General features: G+C 48.4%; 16 protein-coding genes. 13 read left to right on the top strand and 3 right to left on the bottom strand.

What is annotated here, in order from left to right; all coding sequences use genetic code 11:
• The first annotated feature begins 610 nt into the window (after window positions 1–610).
• The 7 genes from ACKU41_RS00350 (at window position 611) to ACKU41_RS00320 (ending at window position 8,855) form a co-directional block, all read left to right on the top strand.
• The gene (locus ACKU41_RS00350; RefSeq protein WP_319779386.1) at window positions 611–1,033 is read left to right on the top strand and encodes a universal stress protein; all 423 of its coding nucleotides are present in this window, start codon (window positions 611–613) and stop codon (window positions 1,031–1,033) included.
• Between the two features lie 120 nt (window positions 1,034–1,153).
• On the top strand, window positions 1,154–2,071 hold the full coding sequence (locus tag ACKU41_RS00345; protein ID WP_319779385.1) for an exopolyphosphatase: 918 nt from the start codon (window positions 1,154–1,156) through the stop codon (window positions 2,069–2,071).
• Between the two features lie 94 nt (window positions 2,072–2,165).
• Window positions 2,166–2,600 (top strand): translesion error-prone DNA polymerase V autoproteolytic subunit, encoded by a 435-nt coding sequence (locus ACKU41_RS00340; RefSeq protein WP_319779383.1) that lies wholly within the window; start codon window positions 2,166–2,168, stop codon window positions 2,598–2,600.
• A complete protein-coding gene (locus tag ACKU41_RS00335; RefSeq protein ID WP_321403321.1) occupies window positions 2,600–3,871 on the top strand; it encodes a Y-family DNA polymerase in 1,272 nt (423 codons plus the stop codon). Before ACKU41_RS00340 ends, ACKU41_RS00335 begins: the two co-directional genes overlap by 1 nt.
• Before the next feature lie 182 nt (window positions 3,872–4,053).
• A complete protein-coding gene (locus ACKU41_RS00330; protein ID WP_321403319.1) occupies window positions 4,054–4,662 on the top strand; it encodes a tetratricopeptide repeat protein in 609 nt (202 codons plus the stop codon).
• 506 nt (window positions 4,663–5,168) lie between these two features.
• The gene (locus ACKU41_RS00325) at window positions 5,169–6,587 is read left to right on the top strand and encodes a biotin carboxylase N-terminal domain-containing protein (RefSeq protein WP_321403316.1); all 1,419 of its coding nucleotides are present in this window, start codon (window positions 5,169–5,171) and stop codon (window positions 6,585–6,587) included.
• A 9-nt stretch (window positions 6,588–6,596) separates the two neighbouring features.
• Window positions 6,597–8,855 (top strand): carboxyl transferase domain-containing protein, encoded by a 2,259-nt coding sequence (locus tag ACKU41_RS00320; protein ID WP_319779379.1) that lies wholly within the window; start codon window positions 6,597–6,599, stop codon window positions 8,853–8,855.
• Between the two features lie 240 nt (window positions 8,856–9,095).
• On the opposite strand, the gene ACKU41_RS00315 is transcribed toward ACKU41_RS00320, so the two are convergent.
• Window positions 9,096–9,503: a LysR family transcriptional regulator gene (locus tag ACKU41_RS00315; protein ID WP_319779377.1), complete on the bottom strand. Its 408-nt coding sequence runs from the start codon at window positions 9,501–9,503 to the stop codon at window positions 9,096–9,098.
• Window positions 9,504–9,790: 287 nt separating this feature from the next.
• Here ACKU41_RS00315 and ACKU41_RS00310 point away from each other — a divergent pair, with 287 nt between their 5' ends.
• The 5 genes from ACKU41_RS00310 to thiL all read left to right on the top strand — a co-directional run bounded on the left by ACKU41_RS00310 (window position 9,791) and on the right by thiL (window position 17,029).
• Window positions 9,791–11,176, top strand: coding sequence for an MATE family efflux transporter (locus ACKU41_RS00310; protein ID WP_321403310.1), 1,386 nt, complete (start codon window positions 9,791–9,793; stop codon window positions 11,174–11,176).
• Window positions 11,176–12,060 (top strand): phosphatidylglycerol lysyltransferase domain-containing protein, encoded by an 885-nt coding sequence (locus tag ACKU41_RS00305; RefSeq protein WP_321403308.1) that lies wholly within the window; start codon window positions 11,176–11,178, stop codon window positions 12,058–12,060. The genes ACKU41_RS00310 and ACKU41_RS00305 overlap by 1 nt, the downstream gene beginning before the upstream one ends.
• 173 nt (window positions 12,061–12,233) lie before the next feature.
• Entirely contained in the window at window positions 12,234–13,529 is a 1,296-nt protein-coding gene (locus ACKU41_RS00300; protein WP_321403307.1) for an alkaline phosphatase family protein, read from the top strand.
• Window positions 13,530–13,775: 246 nt separating this feature from the next.
• A complete protein-coding gene (locus ACKU41_RS00295; RefSeq protein ID WP_321403304.1) occupies window positions 13,776–15,899 on the top strand; it encodes an ATP-dependent helicase in 2,124 nt (707 codons plus the stop codon).
• Window positions 15,900–16,057: 158 nt separating this feature from the next.
• Complete coding sequence (gene thiL, locus ACKU41_RS00290) at window positions 16,058–17,029, top strand: thiamine-phosphate kinase (protein WP_321403302.1); 972 nt, start codon at window positions 16,058–16,060, stop codon at window positions 17,027–17,029.
• A 115-nt stretch (window positions 17,030–17,144) separates the two neighbouring features.
• Here thiL and ACKU41_RS00285 read toward each other — a convergent pair whose 3' ends face one another.
• Window positions 17,145–17,804 (bottom strand): hemolysin III family protein, encoded by a 660-nt coding sequence (locus tag ACKU41_RS00285; protein ID WP_321403301.1) that lies wholly within the window; start codon window positions 17,802–17,804, stop codon window positions 17,145–17,147.
• Window positions 17,805–17,949: 145 nt separating this feature from the next.
• Window positions 17,950–19,218: a phosphomethylpyrimidine synthase ThiC gene (thiC, locus tag ACKU41_RS00280; RefSeq protein ID WP_319779369.1), complete on the bottom strand. Its 1,269-nt coding sequence runs from the start codon at window positions 19,216–19,218 to the stop codon at window positions 17,950–17,952.
• Window positions 19,219–19,542: 324 nt separating this feature from the next.
• Here thiC and ACKU41_RS00275 point away from each other — a divergent pair, with 324 nt between their 5' ends.
• Window positions 19,543–21,249 carry a Na+/H+ antiporter NhaC family protein gene (locus tag ACKU41_RS00275; protein WP_319779367.1) on the top strand — a complete coding sequence of 569 codons (1,707 nt, stop codon included), beginning with the start codon at window positions 19,543–19,545 and terminating at the stop codon, window positions 21,247–21,249.
• Window positions 21,250–21,452: the final 203 nt, after the last annotated feature.

Genomic DNA, 21,452 nt, shown 5'->3' with positions numbered 1-21,452 from the left:
ACGGAAGGTGTTTTACTAAGCTGATCTATAAAAACCGGCATTCGGTACGTCTCCGAAGCCCAGATTTTTTATTGATCAAAAGCTGATGTCCATCATACTCGGGGGAGAGATGCGGGCTTCTCCCCGTGTTGTGTCAAAGTAGTTCTTGCAAATTGCTGCTGCGGTTGAATCGTCATCCAACTTTATCAGGTGAAGCTTTCAAACTCTCTTCCGAAGACCCCTACAGTCACCGGAAGCAGGAAACTTGCCAGACCCGAAGGCTACATCCGCCTCTTGCAGACATCTACTCTGAACTCTTCTGCAGAGCGACATCAACTGAAAACAGTATCTACGTTCAGTTTTGGCTCCTGTCAACAACTTTTGGACACTTTTTGATTTTTCAATCAATTAAGTTTTTAACATACTGAATTTTATTGACTAAAACTTAGATATTTTTTTCATTAAAGCAGAATTAACTCCTAAATATACAGGGCAAACCTACCACAAATAAGGCTGGTCGTTCATTCAATCGTAACAAAAAAAGGAACTTATGCAATAGATCAAACAAGCGCTATTGCAGCTAATGGCCGCTTAAAGTAGTATTCCTCAAACACTCAGAAGGAGAAAAATCATGATCTTCAAAAAAATACTGATTCCCGTTGACGACTCCAAACACTCTGAAAGCGCTGTCCGCTATGGAGCGTCTCTGGCAAAAATGTCGGGAGGAAAAATCATTATCCTCCACTGTCACCGCCCTGTTCCTACCGGTCTTGGCGAACCGAACTTTCAAAAAGCTATTGATAACGCCACCCGTGAGTCCTATGCGATTATAGAAAAAAAATCCGCCCTGCTGAAAGACGAGGGAGTTGATTACGAAGAAAAAATCATCGGCGGCTCTACAGCGAAATCAATCAAAACCATTGCTGAGACTGAAGGTTGCGACCTGATTGTCATAGGCTCCAAAGGCAAATCAGACCTTGAAGGACTGGTTGTGGGCAGCGTTACACATAAGGTCCTGCACATTGCCTCATGCCCGGTTCTGGTCATCAAATAACCTTTGCGATATTGCAATCTATAAATAAAATGGCATTGTAATTATGCTTGTTTTCAATTAAGTATTGCAAAAATTATTGCTGGATTTTTAACTGCCATTCCCAGAAGACGGAGTTTTTTAATGCGGCTTTTGACACGATCAGACTTTGACGGCCTTGCCTGTGCAGTACTGCTTAAGGAAATAGGAATTATGGACAACTGGATGTTTGTCCACCCTAAAGACGTACAGGACGGACGATATCCCGGCGACCCCAATGATATTGTTGCCAACGTTCCTTATATTGAAGGGTGCGGATACTGGTTCGACCACCATTCCAGCGAAGAGGAACGCCTCACCATGGATCTGGACTACAAAGGAATGTCCAAGCAAGCCAAAAGTGCGGCCCGCGTTATCTGGGAATACTTCGGAGGCCACAATAAATTCGGCGACAAATTCGATGAGATGCTCCACTACGTGGACAAAGTGGACAGCGGAGACCTTACAGCCGAAGAAATCGCGGACCCTAAGGGCTGGATTATGCTCGGCTTCATTATGGACCCGCGCACTGGGCTAGGCAGGTACAGGCATTTCAATGTCAGTAACTACCAGTTGATGGAACACCTCATCGATTACTGCCGCGAGTTGCCCATTAGCGAGATTCTTGCCCTTCCGGATGTCAAAGAGCGCGTGGACCTCTACTTTGAACGGGATAAACAATTCCGCGAGATGCTGCAGCAACGAACTGAAATGTTCGCCAACGTGGCAATTCTTGACCTGCGCGAACAGGAAGAAATCTATCCCGGTAACAGATTCACCCTCTACTCCATGTATCCGGAATGCAACATCAGCATCCAGATTATCTGGGGTAAAATGAAGCAGAACACCGTTTTTTCAGTAGGACACAGCATCCTCAACCGCACCAGCAAGATCGACGTGGGCAGTGTAATGCTCAAATTCGGCGGTGGCGGACACAAGCAGGTCGGAACCTGTCAGGTCCCCCATGATGAAGCTGACGCAGCTCTCGGGCAGATGGTAGCCATGTTCATGGACAAAAAATAATTACGAGAACCTGACCACACTGGTCAGGTTCTTTTTTAGACATATTGTTTATTTAAGATTGACATAGTGCCATAAAAGTAAATACCAAGTAAACATGAATTCAACTTACGCAGAAATACTTTGCCCAGAAGCAGCCAGCAGAATTGAACTCCCCCTGCTGTTGTCCGAAGTTATCGCAGGTTTCCCCTCCCCTGCCGACGACTACATCGATAAAAAAATGGACCTCAATGAACAGTTAATCAGCAATAAAGCGGCTACCTTTCTCGTCCGGGCCTATGGGGATTCCATGCTTGATGCCAACATCAGACAAGGTGACATATTGGTGGTAGACCGCTCCATGGATGCCCATAACAACTCTATCATTATTGCAGTAGTTGACGGAGAACTTACAGTAAAACGAATCAAACAGCAGGAAGGACGGCTCTTTCTTATCCCCGAAAATCAGGATTATTCAGCACTTGAAATCACCGCGGAAACATCATTCGAAGTCTGGGGAGTGGTAACCTACATCATCCACAAGGCGACGTGATGAGAATCTTTGGCCTTGTGGACTGTAATAATTTTTATGTTTCCTGCGAAAGACTTTTCCGGCCGGAAATCAGAAACAGCCCGGTGGTTGTTCTTTCCAATAATGACGGCTGCGTAATAGCCCGTTCACAGGAAGCCAAAGCCATAGGTATTCCCATGGGCGCCCCGGCTTACAAGTATAATAATTTTTTTCTGCACAACAGTGTGCAAGTCTTTTCTTCCAACTACGCCCTCTATGGCGATCTTTCACAACGGGTGACCGCCACTCTTGCCACCATTACCCCTGATCTTGAAGTCTACTCCATTGATGAATCATTTCTTGAACTTCCGCCCTGCATGTTGAAAGAACTGCCGTCCATCGGCCAAGAGATCAGGGCCAGAATCTTTAAATGGACCGGGATTCCGGTTTCCGTAGGCTTCGGTTCCACCAAAACACTGGCCAAGGCTGCCAGCAGATTTGCCAAAAGATATCCCCCAGCCGAAGGGATATTCAGCCTCTGCGGACGCAATGATATGGACCGCCTGCTGGAAAAAATCCCGGTCACTGATATCTGGGGAATCGGCAGAAGGCACGGTAAACGGTTAATTGCCAGAGGGGTTAGCACTGCCCGCGCATTCAGGGACCTGCCCAATTTATGGCTCAAAAAAAACATGTCCGTAACCGGACTGCATACAGCTCTTGAACTGCGCGGCACGCCCTGCTTTGAATTGGACAACAGTCCGCAACCCAAGAAGACCATATCCTCGTCCAGATCATTCGGATGTCCGGTTTCCACTCTTACCGACCTTGAAGAATCGGTTGCCGCCTATGTAGCCCGGGCCGCCGAAAAACTTCGCGAACAGCAATCCCTTACCGGAGGAGTTATGGTCTACCTGACCACCAACCGCTTCAACAATCTCCCGCAGTACTCCAACTCCGCCACCCGCCTGCTCCCCATTGCCACAGACTACACCCCGGAACTTATCAATGCGGCAACACGTTGCATCCGCTCTATTTATAAAGAAGGGTACAGGTACAAAAAAACCGGGGTCATACTGCTGGACCTATGCGGGAAATACAACCGCCAGTGCAACCTGCTGGAACTGGAGCGGACAGATAATCCCGGAAAAAAAGAAAGAGTTATGAAGCTTCTTGATTCAGCCAACATCCGTTTCGGAAGGCAAACCCTAAGCTATGCTTCTGAAGGAATTAAACAACCGTGGCAGATGAACAGGAAATTTAAATCACCCGCCTACACAACATGCTGGGACGAACTGCCTAAAATCGGGTAATCGCCTGAAATCACAGGCCCGGCAACAGCTTTGGCTCAGCGCGAATCTCTTTTCCGAACCGCAGAAAATAAAATTGCCCACCGATCCAGCTTGCCCATTCGAAAACTTTAGGGCATTAAACGGATTGAAAGTAAAACTCAAAAACCCAGTTCGGGATAAACAGGATTACTGTCTACAAAGCTATGAAAAAAACATTTACCAGCATCAGGACCAAGACAACTTTGATAGGAATGTCCCTGATCGTCGCGGCCCTTCTTACCGGCTGCGGCACAAAAAACGAAGCCGCAGGGCTTCATCAGACCGGAACTGTCGCCTTCATGCTCAATAAGGACAAGGCAGCCTCCGTCTATTTTGAAAAGGCAATCGCCAGCAACCCGGAATACGGCCCCAGCTATATCATGCTCGGCGACTGTTACCTCCGGGAAGGCAAATACAAGGAAGCTGTTGAAAGCATCAACAAAGGCCTCCAGCTTGAGCTGGACCAAGGACACATAAGGCTGGCCCACCGCAAGCTGGCCCGGGCCTATAAAGAGCTCGGAGATTCCGAAAAGGCCTTGGAACACATAACCATATACACCCGCATGTCCGTCTGGCAGGACAAGTTCACCCCGCAGAAGATTTCCGAAACAGAAACCTTCGTGGCCGAACTTAACCTTCCTGAAGAAAAGAAAAACCTTGCGGTCGATAAAATCGTACAGGAATCCGCAAAAGCCAAATCAGGACCGGCAGCTGCAGAAAATCAGGAAGACGATAGCGACTTCCTTGATATGATCAGTTTCGGCCTCATTTAATTTTTTTGGGCACGAACAATTTAATCCCGCATTTTAGCAATAAAATGCGGGATTTTCTTTTTAGAACAAAAACCGCAATTTATTTACAGACAGCGGGTAAAAGAGCAGGATGCATAACTTTTTTGCAGCTCAAAGCCTGAAAATTTATGCCCTCGCTAACCTCTCAGCAAGAGACGTAAGCATTCTGTCATCAGCAGTCTGAAAATTTGACTAAGAAGGTGAGTTTGTTTTATCAGGGCAAACTGAAATGAATTCTGGCGGAGTTCATGTCCGAAAAATCGGAACGTCCTTAAAAGTCAACTTTCAACAAAACCACCAAGCTAACGCTGCGTACCGGTTATAATTTTGCCCTTGCAAACCCAGCGGGCCGCATTATACCTACGTAAGTGTTAGTTATATTTAACTTGACAGAAGCCTTATTTGGCTTAAAACGGTTGCGTATTTTTTGGAAAAAAATTCACAAAATTATATATTGAAATTAACCAGAAAGACTCAGGAGAGTCATTTTGAATCCCAAAACAGATAAAGTACTTATTGCTAACCGAGGTGAAATTGCAGTCCGCATCATGCAGGCGTGTAAAGCTCTCGGACTTAGTTTTGTCAGCGTATACACTGAAGAGGACAAAGACTCAGGGCACATAACCATCGCCAAAAAACTTGGCGGAGAAGCCGCAGTCTACAAAATCAGATCTTATAACGATGCCGGGGACATTCTCTCAGTTGCGGACGAGACAATGTGTACCGCAGTGCATCCGGGATACGGTTTCTTCTCGGAAAACTTCCGTTTTGCTCGCCGGGTGACCGAGCGTGACCGTCCCATGACCTTCATCGGACCTTCATGGTGGGTAATCCGCGACCTTGGTGACAAAATCAACACCAAGCGTCTAGCCAGAAAGCTTGGTGTTCCCACCATCCCCGGCTCCGACAGGGCCATCTACGATGAATTGGAAGCGGAAGAAATCGCGTCCAACCTGTTCAAGTTCCAGGAGGAGCAAGGTGTACGCAACCCCGTTGTCCTTGTAAAAGCATCCGCAGGCGGAGGTGGAATGGGAATCGATGAAGTTTATTCCATCGAAGAATTCCGTCAGGTATACCGCCGCATCAGGAACTACTCACTGCGTACCTTCAACGATGAAGGTGTTCTCATTGAGCAACGCATCTTCAACTTCAACCACCTTGAAGTACAGATTGTTTCCGAACGCTCAGGAAAACAACACGTCCATTTCGGCACCCGTAACTGCTCAGTGCAGAGTCCGGGCCGCCAGAAAAGGATTGAAGTTGCACCCGGATTCTGTCCTGAAAGCATCGCCTATTCATTTGATGCCAAAAAAGTTCTCAACGACATTGTGGAGCACTCCCTGAACATGGCCCGCGAAATCAACTACGATAACGTGGGAACATGGGAATGGATTGTAACTCCTAAAGGCGACCCCTTTCTCATGGAGGTAAACACCCGTATTCAGGTTGAAAACGGTGTTTCTGCCGCAATCTCGCGCATTAAAGGCAACCCGGACGTAAACCTGATCAAAGAACAGATCAGGCTCGCGCTGGGTGATGATCTGGGCTACACTCAGGAAGACATTACTTTTGAAGGTGTGGGAATCGAATACAGAATCATCGCCGAAGACACTGATGAGAAATTCGCTCCATGGGCAGGAGAAATTGATAACCTCCGCTGGAATGAGCACGACTGGCTCAGGATGCACACCCACATCCCCAAAGAGCTGCCCTACCAGATTCCCACAGAATTTGACCCCAACCTGGCACTGGCCATCATTTGGGGCAAGGACCTTGAGGAATCCAAAAAACGCGGACTTGAATTCCTCGATGAATTCGTTCTGGAAGGCAAAGACAGAAAGGAAGTATCCCTGAAGTCCAACCTTAAGTTTCTGGCCAAAAAAACAACAAACATACTGGAATTCTAATAATACATTATGGATATAGAAAAAAAACTGGACGGGTTGGTCAAGCGGGTCCAGTATGCGCGTGATATTCTCGGTGATTCCGAGGACAGACGCCTTACTGCGTTCGCCAACAAGCTTGATTCCTTCCTGGAAACCAGCATAAACAAAACTCAGGAAGAACTGTGGGATAAGCTCAACACTTATGATGAGAGCCTCGCAGTACTGGAAAAAGACATAGACAAAACCCTGTCCGCCATGGACAAGGTGCGCATCGTACGTCATTCCGAACGCATCTGCCTCGAAGACATTCTTGAAAACGTATACGACAACTACACAGTTGTCGGCGGCAAGGATGACATGAGCATCGACCCCGGCATGGTCATTGCCCGTGCCTATATTACCCGCCGCGTGGGCAAAAAAGTTCACAACCAGCCGGTCATGGTGGTCGGTCAGGAGAAAGGCCACGGTCAGGAATTCCGCAACGGAGGCTGCATCAAGCCCTGGGGTAATGCCAACGCACTGCGCTACATGAAGGTTGCCGCCCGCGAGAACATCCCCATCCACACCTATGTCTTCACCCCCGGTTCCTATCCCGTGGAGGATTATCCCGGTGCGGCCCAGCAGATTGCGGAAAACATATACGAAATGTGCGGTCTTGAAGTTCCCGTTATTTCCGTTATTTCCGAAGGCGGTTCCGGTGGAGCCGAAGCAATTGCCATGGCCGATAAACGGCTCATGCTTTCCCACGGATACTACTCCGTTATCTCCCCCGAAGGTGCTGCCGCTATTGAAGGCCGTATCCGAGGCGGAGAACGCGCTCCTGCCGAGCTGATCGAAACCTGTGCCAAGTCCCAGTGCATTACTGCGGATGACAACCTGCGTTTCGGCTATATCGACGGCATCATCCGCGAACCTGCTCTTGGTGCGCGTCCCGAACATTTTGATTTCTACAAGATGGTTCGTGCAGAAGTTATCCGCGCCACCGATGAAGTTGTGCTGAGCGTTAAGGGTTTCCGCCTCTTCAGTAAAGCAGCCATAAAGAACCGCAACAAAAAAGATATCACTGACGAATCCGTATTCGTACGCTGGCAGATCAGCCCCAATGCCAAGGACAGACTGCTCTGGAAGCGTTACAAAAAATACCGCCGCATGGCTCAGGACAGCTTCGAGGACAAACGGTCATTCCTTGAAAAACTCAACTCAGCAAAAGTTGACGCCATGGCTGCAGCCTACTCTACTGTTCGCTACGACATGATCAGGAAGTACCAGTCCAAGATTCAGGCCCTTGCTGATGAAGCCAAGGACGAAATACACGTGGTGACCAACAAATTCGACAAGCTTAAGCATATGCTCATCGGCAAGATGGGTGCAGGCTCCAAGAGCGTGTCCGAAGTTGAAGCAGCCCTGACCAAACTGTCTGAAGACGCAGAGCCGGATATTCCACCGTCTGATTATCGCCACTACGTCAGCCCCCGTGCCAGTGAAGATAAAGAAATCACCTGCCCCAACGCTGACAAAAACGGCTGTCTCGAGATCTGGTCCCGTGACCTGTTTGACGAATTTGCCGGGGTCTGCCCCACCTGCGGACACCATTTCCCTATGGAATACCGCTGGTACATGGCCAACCTCTTTGACTGGGGCACAGTGCGTGAGTTCAACAAATCCATCTGCTCCGCCAACCCCACCGGATTCCCTAACTTTCAGGAACGGCTTGACGCAGCAAAAGCAAAAACCGGACTGCAGTCCGGCTGCATCACCTTTGAAGGTGCCATCAAGCACACCAAGGTTACCTGCGCAACTCTTGTCGCTCCTTTCCGAGGCGGCTCCGTGGGGGCTGCTGAGGGTGAAAAATTCATCCGCGCCCTTGAGCTGGCAGGCAAGAAACGTTACCCCTTCCTCGCATACGTACACGGAACAGCCGGAATCCGTATTCAGGAAGGAACCAACGGCCTGATCCAGATGCCGCGCGTAACCATGGCGGTACGCCGTTACATCGAGTCCGGAGGGCTGTACATCGTCCTTTACGATACCAACTCCTACGCCGGACCGGTGGCAAGTTTCCTCGGCTGCTCCCCTTACCAGTACGCTGTGCGTTCTTCACGTATCGGATTCGCAGGGCCGGGTGTTATCAAAGAAACCACCGGCATGGAAATTCCGCCGGATTACCATTCCGCATACAACGCGCTCTCCAGAGGTCACATTCAGGACATCTGGGACCGCCGCGATATCCGCCGCAACCTGCATCAGGCATTCCTGACGGTAGGCGGACGCAACCTGTATTACCGCTAATACACCTTGCACCCCTCATATACAGAAGGCCCCCTGTTCCAAATGGAACAGGGGGACTTTTAGCTGAATGCTTTTTTCAGGCTTCAGCGCCTGTTTACTTTCTTTTTTTCACAGTTGTCATGGTAGCGGACACATCTCCTGAAGAATCTACTGTCTTGCAAGACACACACGCGAAACAGATCATAAGCCCGACAACCAGAACAATTAATTTTTTTTTAGCAAAAACAGCATGCTTGGACATCACTTCTTACCCTTCTTCTCCTGCGCTATGCGCTCCATATCTTCATCATAAGAGGCAATATTCCATGGGAAAGACTTTCTGGCGGTCATGACTGCGAAATTTTCCACTTCCTGTACCCACTGGCGGTAATCCTCCAGTACACGCTCCCCCAAGGGAGTCAGACTACAGCCTTTGCGTCCACGGGTCTTGAGAACAAGAGAATCTCCGAGTACCTCTTCGGTATTCTTGAGCCTGCCCCATGCTGCACGGTAAGACATGCCGAGTTCCTTGGCCGCCTTATTCAGCGAGCCCTGTTTTTCTATCTGCTCCAGCAACTGTGCCCTGCCAAGACCAAAAAGCATACCTTCTTCTGTCTCCAGCCACAAATTCAGCCGCACCCTAGGGCAGAAATTTTCATCACTCGACATTATCCAGCCTCCTTATATTTACAATCTCATTTGGCTCAATGTTTTTGATAGCATAAACAAAGCGCGGCACAAAGTACAAGAGGCGAAAGCATGAGAATTAATCTATAACCTACAAAACCGGATTCAAATCAAAAATAATATTCCTGTCACTCAATCCTTGCTTTTCCTGAAACTGTAACTAAACTCCTAGCTCCGCAGCAGAATCCACCTTTCCTCTGATTTAATTCCACCGGATTTGCACTAAGTAGCTGCATACGATTTGAATACTTACGGAGTTTTTCCCGCTTATGAACATTACCACAGCAGACATGACCAACGCTCCATATAGAACTATATGGAACCTGTCATGGCCGCAAATCCTGATGATGATTTTCCACCTGATGATAGGACTTGTCGATGTCTGGGTGGCATCAAAACTGGGCCGAGAAATTCAGGCATCAATGGGCATGATCAGCCAGTCTCTGGTTTTCTTTCTAGTGATTGCCATGGCAACGGCAAACGGAGCAGTCGCAGCCATAAGCCAATCCATAGGTGCGGGACTGCTTAAACGGGCGAGACGTTACGTAGGGCTGTGCATCATCCTAGGAGCACTGCTTGGTTTAACCATATTAATAATCGGATTCCCTTTTCGAAACGGCATTCTGACCATTTTGCAGGTTCCACAAGAAATGCGTTATGTAATGGAATATTTCATTGAAGTATTCCTCTACCTTGTGCCGACCTACTACATGCTCATTATTACCAACGCCATTTTCCGAGCCCAAAAACGGGTCATGCTGCCACTTTACAGTATGATTATTGTCACCATGCTTAATACAATCGGTGACCTAGGTCTCGGATTGGGCATGTGGGGATTGCCGAATCTAGGCTACAAGGGTCTTGCATGGGCTACATTCGGCTCCATCACCGCCGGAGCAGTGTTCAATATGCTTACCCTTTTCCGTATGGGGCATCTACGCCGCAAAACCATGGCTCCTTTCAGATGGATGAAAAGTGCGTTTCCATATCTGTTCAAAGTAGCGTGGCCCAGCGGATTAATGCAGCTGGTCTGGCACTCTGGGTATATGGTGCTTTATTCCATCACAGCCAGTCTGCCGGAGAACAATATTATCGCTCTGGCAGGCATGACCGCAGGAATACGCATTGAATCAATTCTATTTCTGCCCGCATTCGCCTTTAATATGACCGCCTCCATCATCATCGGGCATTATCTTGGAGACGGCAAAGCTGACGAAGCCAAAAAATTCGGTTATAGAATATTGTTTCTGGCAATCGGGTTCCTGAGCATCAGCGCGCTGCTGCTCTGGCAGGTTATATATCCGGTGACCGCTATTATCGCCCCTGAACAGGTAGTACTTGATGAAGCTGTAAACTACCTTTTCTACAACATGCTCGCTATTCCGTTTACCCTGACTTCCATGATCATGGCCGGGGCATTGAACGGAGCTGGAGCGACCATCTACAACCTGTTCATTTTTGCTATCACAGTCTGGGGCTGCCGACTGCCGCTGGCCTATGTACTCGGCCATGAAGTAATGCACTCAGCCACAGGAATCTGGATGGCCATGCTCATCTCGCAAGGGATACAGGCATCCATTATATTTTACACATTCTCGTGCAAAAACTGGCAGAAGTTCAGTATGATCAAAAAAAACAAGAAAAAGGATCAGTAATGACTAATAATTTCAACCCAATAACCCTTGACTGTCAGGATAAATTTGATGAAGCCCTTGCTGCCTGCCCGCAGCACACCTCTGACTTCACTTTTGCCAATATATGGGGCTGGACCGAGCATTACGGCCTTGAACTGCGTTGCGGAGAATCAGGACTCATCCATATTCGCCAGACCAAACCTGAAGTCATCCACTGGGCACCTATCGGGGACTGGTTCAGTACGGACTGGACCAAATGCGAACTAATGAACACGCCGGGCACCAAATTCACCCGCGTACCGGAACAATTGGCCCTGCATCTCAAGGAAATCTTCGGCGATAAAATCGAAATCAGCGAAAACCGCGACCACTTTGATTACGTATACTCTGTTCAGGAACTGATCGAACTTCGCGGCAACCGTTTTCACAAAAAAAAGAATCTTTACCGCCAGTTCATGAAAAAATACGATTACGAGTATCGCGAAATAACCCCGGACTGCGTAGAGGAAGTGCTCGAAATGCAGTTGGAATGGTATCGCTGGCAGGAAGAAAACAACTCTTCCCCCGCGCTAGTTGCCGAGAACGAAGCCATCGCCAAAGTGCTGAAGGAAATGGACACCATCAAGAATCTCACCGGAGGCACCCTGCGCATCGGCAACCGCATCATAGCCTATACCATTGCCGAACCGCTTGGCGAAGACACAATCGTTATCCATTTTGAAAAAGGGAACACCTATTTCAAAGGCGTTTATCAGGCCATTAACCAGATGTTTCTTGAAAACAACGCCAGTGACAAAAAATTCGTAAACCGCGAACAGGATCTCGGAGAACCCGGCTTGCGCAAGGCAAAAGAATCGTACAATCCCGTACATTTTATGAAAAAGTATGAGCTTGTAGTACTTTAATTTTGATTTGATGCGCTTCGCGCTTTTTTTTAAAAGATTTCGCCTCCGGCGGCTTAGCCCTTTTTGGAAAAAGGGCTAAGAACCCCAAAAACTTTTAACAGTTTTAATCATGGGGTTACATATAGATTTTGTATCCAACATGGCGAAGCCTAGTAAAAAAGTTTGGGATTCGTATGCTTTTTAATCATACAGAACGTAAAAGATTCGTAGTATTGGGGCTGGATGGACTTCCAGCCTCTCTCGCTTTGAGATGGGCAAAAAAATTGCCCAACCTAAGTCGCATTGCAGGCAAATCTGAGCCGATCAATGCTGAACTGCCGGAACTTTCCCCGGTAAACTGGACTTCCTTCTTTACTGCCCGGAAACCGGAAAAGCATGGACTTTACGGTTTCACATCAATAGATCCGCAAACCTATACCCTTTCCATAAATAATTTTGCGCAGGTGCTCTGCCCGACAATTTTTGATGCACTTGGCGAAAACAATCTGGTTTGCAAAATAATTAACCTACCCAACACTTACCCGGCCAAACCGCTGCGGGGTATGCTTATTTCCGGTTTTGTAGCCGATTCATTAGAACGTGCAGTTCAACCGCCTTTCCTGCTCGGCCCGTTACGCGATGCCGGTTACCAACTGGAGGCGGATACCAGCCGGGGCATTTTAGAACCGGATTACCTTTTCAATCAGGTTGCGCACACCCTTGATTGCCGCTTGCATGCACTTGAAATGCTCTGGAATGACCTTGCGTGGGATTTATTCACCATTGTCTTTACGGAAACAGACCGTCTGTTCCATTTTTTTTACCCCGCATTCGAGGACGAAAACCATCCACTATACCCCAAGGCTGCCGAATTCATGTACAAATGGGACAGGGCTATTGGCATTGTTCTGGATAAATTCGAAGCCCTGCCGGGGGAAAAAAAACTGATTTCATTCGCGGATCACGGCTTTGCCGCCCTTGAAACCGAAGTGGATCTGAACACTTTTTTAGCCCAGCAAGGCTACCTTGGATACACCCACCGCCCCAAGAACCAATGGGATTCCACGATCATTTCCCCAGTCAGTAAAGCATTTGCCCTTGATCCCGGAAGAATATATATCCATACATCTGATTTCGCGCGCGGGCAGATTGATCCGGCACACGTTGAGGCAATAGCTGCTGAAATAGCAGATCAACTCATGCAGCTGGAGTTCAATGGACAACAGGTCATGGATAAGGTTCTCACCAGACGCGAAGCTTATGGCGAAAACCCCGTCGGCAACCCGCCGGACCTGATCTGCACCGCAAAGCCGGGATTCGATCTCAAGGCCAAATTCGACCGTGCAGAAATCTTCGGATTCCATGGCAGGACCGGTATACATACGGTGCAGGACGCATTCTTCTACAGCTCAGACGGGCAGCAGATAAGCACTATGCACCAGACCGGACAAATCATACTTGACTGGTTTAATATTACTTTGACAGATTAATTTAATGCGCTATCGCGCTTTTTGATGAATAGATTTCGCCTCCGGCGGCCCTGCCGGGGGCCTTAAAACCTTTTGTTAAAGCTTCACCGTCTCTTTATTCAAAGAACGGATTAGCAAGCTACAAGCGAAGCTTAACTAAAACGTCTTTGAAAGAGAGGGGATGGGGTCTGGGGAAGGGGAGAGAAAACTTTGGGCGTTAGCAAAGTTTTCTCTCCCCTTCCCCAGCCGCCGGAGGCACAAAATATTATGATAGATTTTAAAAATGAATTAAATGCTGCTCAGTATGAAGCTGCTACCCATCCTCAAGGTCCGGTGCTTGTTATTGCCGGAGCGGGAAGCGGTAAGACCAGAACCATTGTATACCGCCTTGCATGGCTGGTGGAACAAGGCATTCCGCCTGAGTCCATTCTGTTGATGACCTTTACCCGCAAGGCAGCGCATGAAATGCTGCAACGTACGGAATTAATTCTGGGCAGGCCGCTACATGGCACTCAAGGCGGGACATTTCATGCATTCGCTTATTCAGTTCTACGCCAGAACGCGGCAGAGATAGGCTTTCCAAACGGCATCACCCTCATGGACCGCAGCGACAGCGAAGCAGCTGTCAAAGAAGTAAAAGACAGCCTGAAATATGGTAAAGGTGACCGCTCCTACCCGAAAAAATCCACTCTGCTGGATATGATTTCCAAGTCACGGAACAAAGAGGTCTCCATTGATACATTGGTCAATTCCGAAGCTTTTCATCTTGCAACCTATGCTTCCGAGATGGAGGAAATCGCCAAAGGCTATGCTGTGTATAAAAAACAGCATGGGCTGATGGATTACGACGACCTGCTCTTCTACCTTGAGAAACTGCTGCAGAATGATAAATTTCTGCGTAATTCCCTGCGTTCGCGCTACCAATACATTATGGTAGACGAGTATCAGGATACAAACCTTGTTCAGGCCCGCATCGTCGGATTACTGGCCGGAAAGAACGGCAATGTGATGGCTGTCGGGGATGACGCTCAGTCCATTTATTCCTTCCGAGGCGCGGACGTTACCAACATCCTTAAATTTCCTGATATTTTTGAAGATGTTAAAATCGTACGCCTGGAACAGAACTACCGTTCCACCCAGCCGATTCTAGACCTGACCAACGCAATTCTGGACGGAGCGGAAATCAAGTTCGATAAAAAACTTTTTACCGAGCAGACATGGGGCAACAAACCGCAACTCATGGTCCCGCTCAGTGATTTCAGCCAGTCAAACCGCGTGTTGGACCGGATCATTGAACTGCAGAAGAAACACGGTCCTGAAGAAGTAGCTGTACTATTTCGCGCCGGATACCAGAGTTACGGTCTGGAAGTGGCCCTGAAACGTCTGGGGGTTGGCTTCAAAAAATACGGCGGGCTGAAATTCAACGAAGCCGCACATATAAAGGACGTACTGGCCTTCATGCGTCTGGTCAGCAATCCGGCGGATATTATCGCATGGCAACGCACTCTCGGACATATAAAGGGAGTCGGTCCCAAGACTGCCACCAAAATTGCCCAAGCGGTCATTTCCGCAGACCAAAAGTCTGTGGCAAAATTTACCAAGAAGTACGAACTGCTGGGAGACATCCTGCGGGATCTTGACGGCCTGCGTAAACAGAAATCCACCCCGGCAACCTGCCTTGAGGTTATTATCCCTCTCTACAGGCCGCTGCTGGTAGCCCAGTATCCCGATGATTATCCGCGCCGCGAGGCCGGAATTGAACAACTGGGGCAGATTGCTTCAAACTATGATGATCTGGAATTTTTTCTCACCGACCTCTGCCTTGACCCCGATCAGCACAGCGAAGAAGAAAAAAAAGAAGATGTGGTAACCCTCTCCACTATCCATTCCGCCAAAGGATTGGAATGGAATGCGGTCATCATCATTGATCTGGTGGAAGACCGATTTCCCTCACGCAAATCCATGCAGAAGCCCAATGAGTATGAGGAAGAACGCCGCTTGCTCTACGTGGCCTGCACCCGTGCGCGCAAGGAGCTGATCATGTGCGCCCCGGCTTCAATCAACCGAAAGAACACCGATTTTTCAGAACCTGCGGTACCCAGCCCTTTTCTGCGTGAACTGGATACCGATCTTTTCGAAGAGTTGCAGGAATCTTATTCCGGCGGCATGAGTGTCAAAAAGAACACCCCGGTGCAACCCGCAAGTTACGCCGATTACACGCCTTCAGCAACAGCTTCCAAGAAACCATCTCCCATGAAGCTGGGACATTGCAAACACAAGATATTCGGACGCGGCAAAATCATCGAACGCATCGAACCCAATAAGCTGCGTATCAATTTCCCCGGCTTCGGCCCCAAGGTTATTGTCGAAGATTTTGTTGAGATGCTGTGATGCCTTCACCGGACGCCATCCCCTTCAGAACCTTTTAGTTTGCTTCGCATCTTTGTATTAAACTGCAAAAGATTTTTAATAGACAAAACATCCAAACCAACTCGGCAAAGCCCTAACAAAAAGTTTTGGGATCCCCGAAAGGGCCGCCTGAGGCATTAATGACAAAACTAAATTCTGAACAGGATTTCCTGACGTTAATAGATAGATATTTTCCGTCCGAAAACGGTCATGTCACCCTTGGACGCGGGGATGACTGTTCAATTCTACGCACAGGAAAAGACTTGTGCATCAGTAAAGATTTGTTTCTGGAAGATGTTCATTTCAGGAGATCATACTTTTCACCGGCAGACATCGGCTATAAATCCCTTGCGGTAAATATCAGCGATATTGCGGCCATGGGAGGTCAGCCCTGCGGTTTCGCACTGGGATTGATCGTACCGCCCAGTCTGGAAAGTGAATTCTGGGAACCTTTCTTTCAGTCCATGTCTGCCCTTGCGCGACAACACGGACTGATTCTGGCGGGAGGCGATCTTTCCGGGGGACAATATCTTGGTATTTCGGTCACCGTCTGGGGTGAATCTGCCGGAGGACGATTTCTTTCAAGGGGCAACGCCGGACCGGGTGATGTTTTATTCCTGCACGGCCCGGCAGGGATGGCCCGAACCGGATTACTTGCACTTGAGGAATCTGGCCCTGAAGCTGCAGATATTTACCCTGAATGCGTTCGAACCCACCTGCGTCCGCCCATGCGGGTTGCCGCAGGGATCAAGCTGGCAAAATCTCCATATGTAAAAGGTCTTATGGACCTGTCAGACGGTCTGGCCCGTGACCTGCCCCGTTTTCTGGGCTGTTGTAAGGGAAATATGGGTGCTGAAATTCTGCTTGATGAATCGCAATTGCATGAAGAAATAGTGCGTTATGCAAAATCAAAATCCATCTCCGCAACTGAACATTCTTTTCTCGGCGGTGAGGATTATGCTCTTTTCGGAGCCGCCTCAGCGGAAGGATTTGAAGAACTGAAAAAGACAATCCCCGGCTTGCACCAGATAGGCACAATCACCGGGGAGAATAAAATCATGCTCAACGGCAAAGAATATACAGCCGGGGGATTTGATCACTTTTCCAGCTAACAAAAATCTAAAGCAAATAACTCTCTGCTTGCCCTGATTGAGATTCCAAATAGATTTTGGTTCCTTTGACCGCAGGGTAATATTCTTACATCAAAAGCGCGATGGCTCATTCAAGCTAACTCCACCCCAGTTCCGTAATATACTCATACATAACCCAGAAATGGCAGAAGCTTCCGGCCATGACAAAAACATGAAAAATTTCGTGAAAGCCAAAAAATTCGGGCCACGGATCAGGATGCTTTGTGGCGTAGATCACCGCACCGATTGAATACATGACCCCACCGGCCAAAAGCCAAAGTAAAGCACCGGTCTGCAATGCCTGAATCAAAGGATAAGCCCCTACAATCACCAGCCAGCCCATAGCAAGATAAAAGCCTGTGGACAACCATCGCGGTGCATGCAGCCAAAGCATTTTGGTTATGATTCCGGCGACCGCCATTCCCCAGATAGCCCCGAATAGCGACCACCCCCAAGCGCCCTTCAGACCAACAAGGCAGACTGGCGTATAAGTTGCGGCGATGTAGACATAGATCATGGAATGATCGAGCTTGCGCAGCCACATTATCCCCCGCTTGGACAGGGGCAGCCAATGATAGAGAGTACTGGCGAGGTAAAGCAGAATCATCCCGCCGCCGAATATCGAAAAAGTAACCACATGCATCACACTTGTGGGATTCACAGAAGCAAGCAGCAGCATTACCAATCCGGCAATAGCAAGGCAAAAACCAATAAAATGTGTCAGCCCACTCATGGGGTCCCGAACATATCGAAACATTGCTGATTCTCCTGCAAAAGATGCAATTTAAACGTTTGTTTAATAAGTCAGCATCAGCTTACATAAAAAAAGCCCGTAACACCAGAGGTGTTACGGGCCGTTAGCATCTTAGTATGTACAGAGCGGCTCTAATTCAAATTCAGGATTATTCAGAAAGCATGCGTACAGCGCAGAATTTTCCGCACATAGCGCATTCTTTTTCGTCTTTATGGTCTTTTCTACGAGCACACGCCAGTGCGGGGTCAATTGCGAGTTCGGCAATACGATCCCAGTCAAGTTCCTTACGTGCTATGGAAATATCCCTGTCACGCTGAACAGCATCTTTACGGCCCATTCCGACTTCACCGCACTGAGCGGCTACGAGGGAAGCCTTGACGCCGTTCCAGACATCATCAATCTCAGGCAGGGTCAGATGTTCTGCGGGAGTAAGATAGCAAAGGAAGTCAACACCGTTCATTACGGCAATAGCGCCGCCGATTGCTCCGGCAATGTGATCGTAACCGGGAGCGGAATCGGTAACCAGAGGTCCGAGGACGTAAAGGGGAGCGTTGTAAGTAGCTGCCTTGATACCACGGATCTGGGTTTCAACGAGATTCATGGGTACGTGGCCCGGGCCTTCAATCATAGCCTGTACGCCGTACTCATGCGCGCGCTTGGCAAGCTTGCCGAGGACAAGAACTTCTTCCCACTGTGCGGCATCGCCTGCATCTGCACCGGCACCGGGACGCAGGCCGTCACCGAGACTCAAGGTAACATTGTGTTTCAGGCAGATTTCAAGAAGTCTGTCGTAGTTGGTCAGCAACGGATTTTCCTCGTCGTGATCACGCATCCAACGGGCAAGGATGGACCCGCCTCGGGAAACAATACCCAGCAGACGCTCGTCTTCAGCTGTTGCCCAGTCTGCTCCGCGACGGGTCAGGCCGCAATGCAGAGTCATGAAATCAACGCCCTGTTCTGCTTCTTTTTCCACTTCGACAAGAAGCTCATCAATAGAAAAACCGGCAGGATCTTCATCACGGGCAACGTATTGCTGCGCCATGGCATAGATGGGAACAGTACCCAGCGGCAGGGGGCAGCTGTTCAGCATATCGGTCCTGATTCCGTCAAGATCACCCGCAGTGGAAAGGTCCATAACGGCATGTGCGCCTGCCTTCCATGCGGCATCAAGCTTCTTCATTTCTTTTTCACGGTCATTCTTAAAAGGAGAAGTACCGATGTTAGCGTTTACTTTTACCTTTGCGGGCTGCCCGATAAGGGTGGGAGTTACATTTTTATGGTTGGGGTTCCCGAGCAGAACCATGGTCCCGTCTTCAATGCCCTGAATAATGGTCTCTTTGGAGAGCCCTTCGCTCTTGCAAAGTTCATCAATGCTGGAATCAAATATGCTTTTGAGAGCTTTATTTTTTGAAAACATCTGATTTCCTTATATTTTATTTAGAATTGTGCATTTATCGTATTATCAATGGTGTCTGTACAGGCAAGTGCATACCCCAAATTGTAACAGGGTACAATGGTACTTTTACCCCCGAAAGCAAATAAGAGTGAGACTAACCGATTTTAACCACAACCAGCATAAATTTGTTTTTCATTAATTTTTTTAAGCTAAAGTCTGTCATTTCATAATTTTATCATGGAAAATTAAACAGATACAAAATCAAATTTGCATTTATGTAACAAATCTAGTAGATGAGCAGATCATATTTTTTGCGACACTAATATTTCAAGGGGGAAATTTAAAATGCGCAAATGGAGTGGATTTTTTATACTCACGGTGTTGTTTACACTGCTTTGTCAACCGGCCTTTGCTGCTGACTCCAGCCTCGGACCGGCCAATGCCAAAATTTACGGTTTATTCACACTGATTCCACCACTGGTGGCAATTGTTCTTGCCTTCATTACAAAGAACGTTGTCCTGTCACTTTTCATCGGTGTGTTTTCCGGTGCTTTCATGCTGGAAGCCAAAGGATTTGACATCTACAACGGATTTATCGGCGGCTTCCTGCGTCTTTCAAACGAAATTCTCGCTTCTCTTGCCGACTCATGGAACGCGGGTATCGTACTCCAGTGTCTCGCCATCGGTGGGCTTATCGCACTGGTATCCAAGATGGGCGGCGCAAAGGCAATTGCCGATGCTCTGGCAAAAAAAGCCAGAAGCCCGAGAAGTTCCCAGTTTGTGACTTGGGTGCTCGGGCTTTTCATCTTTTTTGATGACTATGCGAACTCTCTCACCGTCGGCCCGATCATGCGTCCGGTAACTGATAAAATGAAGGTCTCCCGTGAGAAGCTTGCTTTTATCATCGATGCCACCGCAGCACCCATTGCAGGCATCGCCCTGATCTCCACCTGGGTTGCCTACGAAGTTGGCCTGATCCGCGATGGCCTTCAGGGTATCGGCTATACCATGAATGCATACGGAGTTTTCGTGGAAACCATTCCGTACAGATTTTACAATATTCTTATTCTGGTTTTCATTCTCGCCACCATCTGGCTCATGCGCGAATTCGGCCCCATGTACAAGGCTGAACACCGCGCCCGCACCACCGGAAAAGTAATTGACGACAAGGCCAAACCCATGGTCGCGGATGAAGCAACTGAACTGCAGCCAGCGGAAAACGTAACTCCCAGCATCTGGTATGCAATCATCCCTATCGGAACACTGATTGTTGCAGCTTTCCTCGGTTTCTACTTCAACGGTTACAACGGAATTATGGGCGGTGACGATGCCGCGCTGAAAAAGATTTTCGAGGACGCACCCATGAGCTTTGTGGCTATCCGCGAAGCATTCGGTGCATCAGATGCATCAGTTGTACTTTTTCAGGCTGCACTCATCGCAGGTGTTGTGGCTCTGGCCATCGCCATCGGCAAACGCATTCTGACTGTGGACGAAGCAATCTCCACTTGGATTCAGGGTGTTAAATCACTTAACATCACTGCGGTAATCCTGCTGCTGGCATGGTCACTGTCCGGCATCATCAAGGAACTCGGAACTGCCGCCTACCTCGTAAACGTGCTCTCCGACACCATTCCGACCTTCCTGCTGCCCTCCATTATTTTCATAATGGGTTCCATCATTTCCTTTGCTACAGGAACATCTTACGGAACAATGGGTATCCTCATGCCGCTCTGCATCCCGCTGGCCTACGCGCTGGTACCTGAGCAGGGATACGTAATCCTGAACATCGGTGCGGTCCTTACCGGAGCTATCTTCGGCGACCACTGCTCTCCCATCTCGGATACCACAATCCTGTCCTCCATGGGTTCCGCATGTGACCACATCGACCACACCAGAACACAGCTCTTTTACGCCATCCCGGTGGCTCTCATCTCCATCCTGTTCGGATACATTCCCGCAGGACTAGGAATGCCCGTATCAATTGTCCTGCCCGCCGGAATCATCGCAGTTCTCGCAGTAGTAAGATTTCTGGGTAAGCCAGTTTCCAATTAGCGCGAAGCAGAATATACGTATTAAAAAAATCCCACCCCCGTTTAAAATCGGTGGGAGGGATTTTTTTCACATCGGTAAACTTTGCTATTACTACTTTTAGCACAAACCACCCACTATCCATCCTTCAAATTTCAATTATTACGCTTGACTTGCTCAAACTCTGATTTACTCTGATAGAGTGGCGAACATAAACTGATCGTCCA

The sequence above is a fragment of the Maridesulfovibrio sp. genome (assembly GCF_963678865.1).
In the GTDB taxonomy this organism is placed as follows: Bacteria; Desulfobacterota; Desulfovibrionia; order Desulfovibrionales; family Desulfovibrionaceae; genus Maridesulfovibrio.
Note: the sequence above shows the minus strand (reverse complement) of the source record. Positions and strands in the feature narration are given on the sequence as shown.

What these genes read in the sequence shown, in the direction of transcription:
- ACKU41_RS00350 (WP_319779386.1), top strand. Translation starts at nt 611, where the DNA reads ATGATCTTCAAAAAAATACTGATTCCCGTTGACGACTCCAAACACTCT.
- ACKU41_RS00345 (WP_319779385.1), top strand. Translation starts at nt 1,154, where the DNA reads ATGCGGCTTTTGACACGATCAGACTTTGACGGCCTTGCCTGTGCAGTA.
- ACKU41_RS00340 (WP_319779383.1), top strand. Translation starts at nt 2,166, where the DNA reads ATGAATTCAACTTACGCAGAAATACTTTGCCCAGAAGCAGCCAGCAGA.
- ACKU41_RS00335 (WP_321403321.1), top strand. Translation starts at nt 2,600, where the DNA reads ATGAGAATCTTTGGCCTTGTGGACTGTAATAATTTTTATGTTTCCTGC.
- ACKU41_RS00330 (WP_321403319.1), top strand. Translation starts at nt 4,054, where the DNA reads ATGAAAAAAACATTTACCAGCATCAGGACCAAGACAACTTTGATAGGA.
- ACKU41_RS00320 (WP_319779379.1), top strand. Translation starts at nt 6,597, where the DNA reads ATGGATATAGAAAAAAAACTGGACGGGTTGGTCAAGCGGGTCCAGTAT.
- ACKU41_RS00315 (WP_319779377.1), bottom strand. Translation starts at nt 9,503, where the DNA reads ATGTCGAGTGATGAAAATTTCTGCCCTAGGGTGCGGCTGAATTTGTGG.
- ACKU41_RS00310 (WP_321403310.1), top strand. Translation starts at nt 9,791, where the DNA reads ATGAACATTACCACAGCAGACATGACCAACGCTCCATATAGAACTATA.
- ACKU41_RS00305 (WP_321403308.1), top strand. Translation starts at nt 11,176, where the DNA reads ATGACTAATAATTTCAACCCAATAACCCTTGACTGTCAGGATAAATTT.
- ACKU41_RS00300 (WP_321403307.1), top strand. Translation starts at nt 12,234, where the DNA reads ATGCTTTTTAATCATACAGAACGTAAAAGATTCGTAGTATTGGGGCTG.
- ACKU41_RS00295 (WP_321403304.1), top strand. Translation starts at nt 13,776, where the DNA reads ATGATAGATTTTAAAAATGAATTAAATGCTGCTCAGTATGAAGCTGCT.
- thiL (WP_321403302.1), top strand. Translation starts at nt 16,058, where the DNA reads ATGACAAAACTAAATTCTGAACAGGATTTCCTGACGTTAATAGATAGA.
- ACKU41_RS00285 (WP_321403301.1), bottom strand. Translation starts at nt 17,804, where the DNA reads ATGTTTCGATATGTTCGGGACCCCATGAGTGGGCTGACACATTTTATT.
- thiC (WP_319779369.1), bottom strand. Translation starts at nt 19,218, where the DNA reads ATGTTTTCAAAAAATAAAGCTCTCAAAAGCATATTTGATTCCAGCATT.
- ACKU41_RS00275 (WP_319779367.1), top strand. Translation starts at nt 19,543, where the DNA reads ATGCGCAAATGGAGTGGATTTTTTATACTCACGGTGTTGTTTACACTG.